Genomic DNA, 9408 nt, shown 5'->3' on the forward strand with positions numbered 1-9408 from the left:
TGGTGTTACCCCCCCAACCCCCCCATATAAAGCGGATTGGCGCTCGTCGGGTTTCCCGACGGGATAGCGCACCAAGCAGGGGGGGCTTTTCCGGCTCCCCCTTTATAAGGGGAGCTTTTCCGGCTCCCTCCCCTTTATAAGGGGAGGGTTGGGGTGGGGTAAAGGACTACGCGGCAACTCAAATATGACGCGGATTTGGAACTAAAGCGAGTCAGGTACGGCTGACTACTTCGGTTTGTGGACGAGCTTGGCAACGTCTGCGACGAGTTGTGCTGGCTGGATTGGTTTGGAGAGGAGGATTTGAAATCCAAAGGCGTGAGAAATGCGTCGATCGCGGATCGTGTTGTAGGCTGTTAGTGCCGCAGCGGGAATTTGTCCCCCAGCCTTAGCATCCCACGTTCTGATCTGGCGGATCAGCGCCCAACCATCTGTCTCTGGCATCCCCAGATCGGACAAGAGCAGATCGTAGGCTTGCGGCTGCGCCTGCAACGTGTCGATCGCGGCGCTCGCCGAGCCTACCGCTGTGACTGTTGCGCCAGCTTGTTGGAGGATCGTGGTAATGAGTGTCAGCACATCGGGTTCGTCATCGACGACGAGGATCGTTGCGCCAGTTAGGGATGGTGTCGTTGGCGTAGCCTCCGCTTTGCGGAATCGAGTGGTGGGTGCCAGTAGTTTGGCGTCATCGCCAGCTAGGAGGGGCGCTGCGGCGGCTGGCAGTACCGGGGTGTCAGGTGGCAAATCCGGTGCTAGGGGCAGTTGGACGGTGAAGGTGGAGCCTTCTCCGAGCTGGCTGGTAACTGAAATCTGACCGCCATGGAGTTTGACGAGGTGATGGACGATCGCTAAGCCGAGTCCGAGTCCGTTTTCCATTTTGGTGGAGCAGCTATCTGCCTGCCGGAACCTGTCGAAGATATATGGTAAAAATTCGGGACTAATCCCTTTACCATTATCAATTATCTGAAGTTGAGCATAAGCGATCGGGTTCGCGGGCGAGATCGGTACTAGGGAGAGGCGGACGATAACTTTACCGCCGGATGCGGTAAATTTAATGGCATTAGAGAGGAGATTTAACAGGATTTGCTCGATCCGGCTGGCGTCGCCCAAAACTCGGCTGGGGAAAGGATCTAGTTGTCGTTCGAGCCGAATATTTTTGTCAGCAGCGGCGATCGTGAGTGTATCGATTGCGGCGGCAATGACTGGGATCGGATCGATCGGTTCGATCTCGATCCGGAGCTGCTGATTGTTGATCCGGGAGATATCGATCAGATCTTCAATCAGTTGGTTTTGGGCACTGGCACTGCGATCGATCACTTCCAAGCCGCGCTGAACTTGTGCCGGACTTAACTTGCCGCTGAGGATCATCTGCGCCCAGCCGACGATCGCGCTGAGGGGGTTGCGCAGTTCGTGGGAGAGCATCGACAAGAAGTTGTCTTTGGCGAGGCTGGCTGCTTCTGCCGTCGCGCGGGCGGCTTGTTCCTGGGCGAGGAGCGTCCGGTGGGCTTCGATCTGTTTGCGCTCGGTGATATCTGAGATCGCCAGTAAAAATAATTGCCAATCGCCAGTATTTAAAACTTGCCAACCATTGAACAGCAAGGTCTTGGTGTCAGTCGGATCGCACCGATATTCGATCTCCACATCTTGGAATGGCATCTGTTCCTGTCGTAGCGCCTCTAAGCGCGATCGCAAGCCCGGAATTTGCCAGCAACCATCGGCCAATGTGTCGATCTCTTGCCCCTCGACTTGCGGCGGATCGAGCTGAAACATGCGATAGAATGCGCCATTAGCACTCACGACCCGCAGGTCGCCATCGAGTACGACGAGGGGATACTGGACGGTTTCGACGATCGCCGCAGCATAATCGCGGGCAGCTTGAATCTCCTGTTGGTGGCGTTTGAGTGTGTCTACGTCTGCTAAGACGAGCGTGGCACCGACGATCTGATTTTCCACAGTTTTGTAGGGTCGGATCGTCAGGTGATACCAATGCCCCGCCAGATCTTGGATCTCCTGCTGATAAATCGTCAGGGTATCGATCGTCTGGAGGATCTGCCGATCCAAATCGGGCAGATCGAGATTGTGACGCATATTACTAAACGACCTGCCGATATCGGCAGCAATCAGGTTGAATAGTGGCTCTGCCATCGGCGTAAATCTGCCGATCCGCAAATCGGTGCCGACAATTAAAATTGGTAGTTGGATGCTACTGAGGATGTTGACCAGATCGTTATTGAGTTGAGTTGATTCTCGATCGCGACTGCGTAGTTCCTCATTCACCGTCATCAATTCTTCATTCGCGCCCTGGATTTCCTCCTTGGCAGTTTCCAATTCCTCGTTGGTGCTTTGCAACTCCTCATTACTAGAGAGAATTTCCTCGCTGGCTGCCCGAAAATCCTGTGTGGCGGCTTCCTGCTCGTCAATCATCAGTTGCATCTGCGCCTGCATTGCTGCTAATTCTTGTTTGAGTTTGGTATTTTCTAACTCGACGAGCGTCTGCTTGGCTTTGCGCTGGGCTGGTGCGGTAGTCGAGATCTGTTGGGGAGCGATGGTTTCAAATAAAATCAGCAAGTAACCGTCTGCCGCGCTGGGCACCCGCAAGGGAATAACTTCCAGCCTCACAGCAGTCGATCCGGCATTTATGTTAGCGTTGAGCTGGGAATTTTGCAGATGGCATTCGACAATCCGCTCGATCGATCGGTCGAGCTGTTTTGCCTGCTGGATCGCCGTGCGGAGTTCGGCTCTCAGACCCGCCTGCACCATTTTCATGACTTTCAGGCTGGACTTACCGGGAGCGGGCTGCAAATAGGCGCTGGTATTGCCCCGAAATTCGAGGATGTCCAGATTGGTATTGACAATTAACCCGGCTGGTGCATAGCGCTGCAAGACGAGATCGTCGGCGAGCTGTGTGAGCTGGAGTTCGGTGGCTGGACGCGTGCTAGGTGGGTGTTGGTAGCTAGTTGTCTGGGTCAGCTCGTTTAGCAGTGGTAAGTCGAGACTAGGCAGGACGAGGGCGAGTTTCTTGGCGTAAATTTTGTGCTGCTTATCGACCTGTGTAAATAACTCTGTCGCTGTGGCGGTTTCGGAAGTGCCCAGCAGCAAGCAGCCGTTGGGATTGAGCGCGTAGTGCAAATTTTGCATCACCCGCTTTTGCAGTGTGGCTTCAAAATAAATCAGCACATTGCGACAAGAAATCAGATCCATTCGGGAAAATGGCGGGTCGCTACAGAGATTGTGTCTGGCAAATATACATAATTCTCGCACCGATTTACTAACTTGATGGTTATCGCCGCTGGGAACAAAAAACCGCCGCAACCGCTCTGGAGAAATATGTGCGACCGCACTCTGTGGATAAATCCCCACTCGGGCAGTTTCGATCGCCTGAATATTGAGATCGGTAGCAAAAATCTGGATTGCTGGCTGGGGCACGACCCCCTCTAGCACCTCCAGCAAACAGATCGCGATCGAGTATGCTTCCTCCCCCGTCGCACATCCCGCGACCCAAATCCGAATCGGGGATTGCGAGTGCTGCTGGGCGATCTGCGGTAAGATACTTGCAGTTAGAGATTGAAAGACTTCTGGATCGCGAAAAAAACTCGTGACATCGATTAAAAAATCTTGATATAGAGCAGTTAGTTCTGCCGCATTGCCGTCGAGACAAGTTAGATAATCTTCCAGTCTGGTGACAGCATGTTGGGACATTCGCCGCTGAACGCGCCGTTGGATCGTGGCTTGTTTGTATAGTGCAAAATTCACACCCGTATGCTGCCGCAGCAACTCAAATATTTGGCTGAGTGGATCTACGGGTGCCGCACTAGCTGTAAGTACGGGCTGCTCATCTGGTGCCGATGGCTCTCGGGCTGATGGCGGCGGGAGATCGATCGACGATCCTGGCTCCAGTTGCCACTGGCGACCGATCTCATTGAGTTTAGCAGCAATCGCCTGGGGCGGGAGGATAAAATCTACTCGACCAGTTTGCGCCGCGTGTTCGGGCATTCCATCAAATTGGGCAGAGGGCAGATCTTGAGCGAAAGTAATGCCGCCTGCGGCTTTAATTGCCGCTAGTCCCACGGACCCATCGCCATCGACACCAGATAGCACTACCCCAATTCCCCGACTCCCGCACCCAGCCGCCAGCGATTCAAAAAATCGATCGGCTGGCATATAGCCGCTAGCCGTCCGTTCGCGGGGCGAGAGGTGAAACACCCGCCCCACGAGCTTCATAGTGGTATTTGGGGGAATGATATAGACGCGATCTGGAGCGATCTCCATCCCCTCAGTGACCTCACAGACGGGCATTGCGGTCGTCCGCCCGAGCAGTTCGGCGAGTAAACTCTGATGTTCGGGGGCTAAGTGCTGGATCAGCACGAATGCCATCCCCGTATCGATCGCCAAGTGCCGCAACAATTGTTTAAAGGCATCCAATCCCCCTGCCGAAGCGCCCACGCCCACGATCGCGAAGCGCGCCACCAAGGCGGTCGGAAATGACGCTCGATTCTCCTTTGGAGATGGCTCTCTGCCAACGCCTGGAGATTCAGATGGCGATTGTTTCGATGATTCCCGATCGAGCATCTGTTTCTCCTATGTCATTTAACTCGGGATTACATCTCTTAATTGTCGTACCACATCCACTATATATCAACCCCCGATCGACCCATTGACAATCTTGTCGTTAGTTACTAAAGATCCGGCGATCGGTAGAGTCAAGCAGCGCTGCAATACAGCAGTTCGCTCTTTAGTATATACGCTATAAACTGTTAAGATATACCATTTGAACTACGATCTAGCTGATGAATAGATGTTGTTTGATGTGAATCGGAGATCCAAATCCCCCAACCCCCATTTGCTTAGTCCCCAACCCTTCGCCCTCACCCCGCCCTCGCCTCCGGCTCTGGCTCCCCTCTGTCTTGTCGTTTTTTTATTCGGGGGGAACCCCCGAATAAAAACGCCGCTCCCAAGCTTGGGAGAGGGGCTGGGGGTGAGGGCAAGGGGTTTCGATGCCAAAGAAGGGTTTGTGAAGTAAAGATCTGTAGGTTGGGTTGAGCCGCGAAACCCAACACACTCATAGATAGATCGTGTGGATGCCCTAGTTTCATTCTTCAACCCAACCTACAGATCTACAGATCTTTGCAAAAGGGGCTTTTACAGATCTGTAGGTTGTCGAATATCAGTCCATCAAAGTCTATCAGTAAATCATTTTAATCATAGTTCAGACCGCCTGAAATTATCTCAATAGGCAGATAGCAGCCGATTTGCAAATCGATAAACTATTGGAATGTATCGATTATCGATCGGGAGAAAATAGCAGATGTCAGAATTTAAAAAAGGCGACAAAGTACAATGGGAGAGCGCACAAGGCTCGATTGAAGGAACTGTCAAACAGAAATTGACAGAGCCAATGGAGATAAAAAGTCATCGTGTCAATGCCTCGAAAGAAGACCCTCAATATCTGGTCGAAAGCGACAAAACCGGGAAGGAAGCAGCACACAAACCCGCATCACTGCGATCGACAGAAGGCTAAATCGTGAGTGGGGAATTCAACATATTTTCAGCAAATTGTCAATAGTGCGGTACCACAGATCTCCGATTCAGATCCTCGACTTCTCACAGAAGTCGGGGGCATACTGTACCCGATCGAGTTGCCAACCGCTGTAACTGAGCGAATTCGATCGAGCTTTTTGCAAACTTGATAACTCTTACCTTTGACAGAGTTAACTCAAAAATATTTTGAGTAACTTGAGAAATATCAGTAATGTTAAGTTTGCTTAACAAATGACAATAGGCGCTCATCCCGAGCGATTAAGCAACAGCTTGAGAGATAACCGATTGAAATTAGGAGGACTTTTGAATGGCTGGACAAATATGTTGGCTGCCCAAGTTTGGATCTAATGGCAAACTAGCTCTACATCTGCGATTAGAACCATATCATCCCTGGAAACCCCATACAGCATTCCCCCATTTGTGCGCTAGCGATTATCCGATGCCCAACGGCACCAAAGGCTGGGCGACTTGTCAAAAACTGCTTGCCGCAGGCTGGACGATCGTGCCGACAGAACTCGCCAGAGAGTCAGTGGAAGCTCCCGTCCGCAGTCTGATCGGCTTAGCTAGCGGTGCCAATTTCAATTGATTAGCGTGAGTTTGGGATAAGGATATTGGCTCCGCTCTGACACCGCCTCCGATTGAAATCGGGGCTAGTACTACAAAGTCCGCCTACGCGGACTGGTTAATCAGTCCGCGTAGGCGGACTTTGCATCATGAGCAGAGACTTCCAGTCTCTAGGCTCTTGTTATCCTAAACTATCGATCCGATCGCACTAGAACTTGGAGTAGACAAATGACGACTCAAGATCGCTACCCCGCCACAGATGCACAGAAAATCCGCTATGCAGTAGTCGGTTTGGGTTGGTTTGCCCAAGCAGCAGCTTTGCCTGCCTTTGCCAATACTGAAAATTCTCAAGTGGTGGCATTGGTATCTGACAATCCGACTAAGCGGAGCGAAGTCGCCAAAAAGTATGGAATCGCGGAGTCGCAGACTTATACCTACGCCCAATATGACGACCTCTTAAATAGTGGCACGATCGATGCAGTGTATATCGCCTTACCAAACCAATTGCACTGCGACTACACCGTCAGAGCAGCCCAAGCGGGGGTACATATCCTCTGCGAAAAGCCGATGGCGGTGACGGTGGCTGAGTGCGAACAGATGATTGCTGCGGCTCAGGAACACAATGTCAAATTAGCGATCGCGTATCGGCTCCACTTTGATGCGGCGAATTTACAAGCTGTCGAAATCGTCAAATCCGGACAGATCGGCGAACCGCGCTTTTTTCACGCGATCTTCGCTCAACAGACTGAAGGTGCCAACAGTCGGATGAAGGCGGAAACTGGTAGCGGTACGATCGAAGATATCGGGATTTATTGTATTAATGCCGCCCGTTATCTCTTCCAATCCGAACCGATTTCGGTATTTGCCACTAGTGCGAGTAAACCGGAAGAACGCTTTCGGGAAGTTGCTGAAATGACTAGTGCCATTATGCAGTTTCCAGGCGATCGCTTGGCAAGTTTTACCTGTAGTTTTGGTGCCGCCAAGCTCGCGACTTATCAAGTGATGGGTACGGGGGGTAACTTGCACGTCGAGCCAGCTTTTGCGTCGCAAGCCGACATCAAGCACGTCCTGGCGATCGACGACCAGCCCAAACAGGAGCGCATTTTTCCTGCTTGCGACCAATTGGCGGCGGTGTTTACCTACTTCTCAGACTGCGTATTGCACGACAAACAGCCAGCAATATCGGGACGAGAGGGATTAATCGATCTCAAAATCATCTGTGCTATCAAAGAATCGATCGCGACTGCTAAGTTTGTCTCGATCGACGGGATCGAATCGCCACAGCATCGACCCACAGCCGCCCAAATCATCGAACGTCCACCGCTCCAACAGCAACCGCAACTCGTCAATGCTGCCGATCCGGCTGGTAAATCTTAGTACCTAAATTATCTCTATTACCGATGACAATGCGATCGGGTCTATAGTTTTTGTGGCGTTGGTGAGTAGGTAGGCACAATTATTTATGAAATAGATTATGCCTGAAGCCTAGCTGGTGGGCAGCGACTGAAATCACGCGGAGGTTCCCGACCCATGGCTTTGGGTCAGCGGCTCGCGGCAGGGAGGTTTCCTCCCGGATTATGCGAGACAAGACAGCGACGCATCGAACGGGAGGTTTCCTCCCGTTTGTGTGCGTCAAGACAAGACAGCGGTGCTGAGCTGAAGCCCTAGTTTCCCGACGGTTCAGCGCATCAAGACAGTGCCCACCCTACGGGATATCTTATATTTTATTACGCCCATCTACTTAATTAGAGATGGAAAAGTGCGATCGGGATCTGCCGATGGCACTTTCTTATCTATTTCAAATCGACTTTGGCGTGTTCGGTTGAAGTATCGGGTTCGCCAGTGGTTGCCGCTTTAACAAAGCCAACGGCTTTGGCAACCCAACCTGCCGGGGCATCCCAGTACTCCGCATTGGTGGCGGTGATTTTGAGAAGGGCGATATCGGGTTCGTTAAGCTCTTGAGGGAACCAAGCTTTGAGTTCTGGTTTCCAGAGTTCCTGCATTTTGGCGCGGTCTTTGACTATTTCTGCCATCCCACATACAGAAACATAGCATTGCTTATCGGGTGCAGAAAAGCTAACGTTGACGTGGTGATTTTTGTTGACTTCGGTGACTTTGTGCGAACTACCGTAGGTGAAAAACCACATGTCGCCATTGGCTTCGACTTCACCATTGACCGCCATCGGACGGCTCCGCAGACAGCCATCTTCATCTAGAGTAGTCAACATGCAGAAGTTAATATCTTTAATCAGGTCGCGGATTTTGACGATCGATTCTTGCTTGGTATCTGTGGTGGTTGTCATTGGGTTTATTCCTTAAAGTACTATGCACAGTCAGCAGATTAAAAGAATGTCAGCAGGCTTAGACGCTAAAGTAGCTAGCTTGATGCCAGCGATCGGCAAGTAGTGAGGATAAGTTTTCGACGGTAAGATTGGTTAAGTCCGACAGGGTAAGATTGGCATCACAGAAGTCTCGATCGCCAAATGCAGCTCCAGGCGTGGCAATAGTCACCAGATCGGCAGTTTGAGCGGCTAAGAGGCTCACTGGCGTATCCTCGATCGCGATCGCTTCATCGGCGGTGATGCCGAGCTGTTGGAGGCAATAAATATAAGCGTCTGGAGCTGGTTTGGGCTGACCGATGTCATCGAGGGTAACGATCGTGGCAAAGCGATCGAATGGTAACAGTTGCGCTAATGCCTCCCTAATCCCCTCGACATTCTCTTTACTCGTAGACGTGCAAAATGCCACTTGTAGATTTGCTTTGTGGCAGGTATCGAGCAGTTCGACTACGCCGGGACGCGGGCTAAGGGGGGTATTTGCCAGTAAGTCTACAAAATGTTTGGTTTTGGAGTGGTGCAGTTTTGCGATCGCTTCATCGGTAACGCCAGTCCGCACGGGTTCGGCATCGCGGTAGGCACGGATGCGATTTTGACCGCCATTGGTGTTGAGGAGTTGGTGGTAGGTGGGGATATCCCAATGCCAGTCGAGTCCAGCTTCGGTGAAGGCAGCGTTGAAGGCTTGACGTTGGATATCGGATGTTTCGACGATCGTACCAATTGCACCGAATATTACTGCTTTGAGTTGAGTCATGGGGTAAAGGGTAAAGGGTAAAGGGTGGAGGGGGACGGGGGGAAAGGGGAAAGGGTAAAGGGTAAAGGGTCTACCGTGTATACACAAGTCTGCTGTTGCTCCGTTTCTAGATCTGAATCCCCCAACCCCCTTTCCAAGGGGGCTTTAGCGGATGCAATCGCGCTGAGGTTTCCTCAGCGTGCGTTGCACCAAGCAGGGGGATTTACCTACTGGAAACGAAGC

Annotated in this window: 6 protein-coding genes; 3 read left to right on the forward strand and 3 right to left on the reverse strand. The window is 51.8% G+C overall.

Annotation, left to right across the window (positions count from 1 at the left end; genetic code table 11):
- Positions 1 to 225: 225 nt before the first annotated feature.
- On the reverse strand, positions 226 to 4563 hold the full coding sequence (locus RMO35_RS23525; protein ID WP_309744896.1) for a CheR family methyltransferase: 4338 nt from the start codon (positions 4561 to 4563) through the stop codon (positions 226 to 228).
- 736 nt (positions 4564 to 5299) lie between these two features.
- Between RMO35_RS23525 and RMO35_RS23530 the strand changes: the two genes are divergently transcribed.
- The 3 genes from RMO35_RS23530 to RMO35_RS23540 all read left to right on the forward strand — a co-directional run bounded on the left by RMO35_RS23530 (position 5300) and on the right by RMO35_RS23540 (position 7473).
- A complete protein-coding gene (locus tag RMO35_RS23530; RefSeq protein ID WP_309744898.1) occupies positions 5300 to 5512 on the forward strand; it encodes a DUF2945 domain-containing protein in 213 nt (70 codons plus the stop codon).
- Between the two features lie 327 nt (positions 5513 to 5839).
- Positions 5840 to 6118: a hypothetical protein gene (locus RMO35_RS23535; RefSeq protein ID WP_309744900.1), complete on the forward strand. Its 279-nt coding sequence runs from the start codon at positions 5840 to 5842 to the stop codon at positions 6116 to 6118.
- A 206-nt stretch (positions 6119 to 6324) separates the two neighbouring features.
- A complete protein-coding gene (locus RMO35_RS23540) occupies positions 6325 to 7473 on the forward strand; it encodes a Gfo/Idh/MocA family oxidoreductase (protein ID WP_309744903.1) in 1149 nt (382 codons plus the stop codon).
- A gap of 416 nt (positions 7474 to 7889) precedes the next feature.
- Here RMO35_RS23540 and RMO35_RS23545 read toward each other — a convergent pair whose 3' ends face one another.
- Complete coding sequence (locus RMO35_RS23545; protein ID WP_309744905.1) at positions 7890 to 8399, reverse strand: pyridoxamine 5'-phosphate oxidase family protein; 510 nt, start codon at positions 8397 to 8399, stop codon at positions 7890 to 7892.
- A gap of 58 nt (positions 8400 to 8457) precedes the next feature.
- Positions 8458 to 9186: an HAD-IA family hydrolase gene (locus RMO35_RS23550; protein ID WP_309744907.1), complete on the reverse strand. Its 729-nt coding sequence runs from the start codon at positions 9184 to 9186 to the stop codon at positions 8458 to 8460.
- Between the last annotated feature and the right edge of the window lie 222 nt (positions 9187 to 9408).

It is taken from the genome of Chamaesiphon sp. OTE_20_metabat_361 (genome assembly GCF_031364565.1).

Bases quoted from the DNA above. Each gene is read 5' to 3' on its own strand.
- RMO35_RS23530 (WP_309744898.1), top strand. From the start codon at position 5,300: ATGTCAGAATTTAAAAAAGGCGACAAAGTACAATGGGAGAGCGCACAA.
- RMO35_RS23540 (WP_309744903.1), top strand. From the start codon at position 6,325: ATGACGACTCAAGATCGCTACCCCGCCACAGATGCACAGAAAATCCGC.
- RMO35_RS23525 (WP_309744896.1), bottom strand. From the start codon at position 4,563: ATGCTCGATCGGGAATCATCGAAACAATCGCCATCTGAATCTCCAGGC.
- RMO35_RS23545 (WP_309744905.1), bottom strand. From the start codon at position 8,399: ATGACAACCACCACAGATACCAAGCAAGAATCGATCGTCAAAATCCGC.
- RMO35_RS23550 (WP_309744907.1), bottom strand. From the start codon at position 9,186: ATGACTCAACTCAAAGCAGTAATATTCGGTGCAATTGGTACGATCGTC.
- RMO35_RS23535 (WP_309744900.1), top strand. From the start codon at position 5,840: ATGGCTGGACAAATATGTTGGCTGCCCAAGTTTGGATCTAATGGCAAA.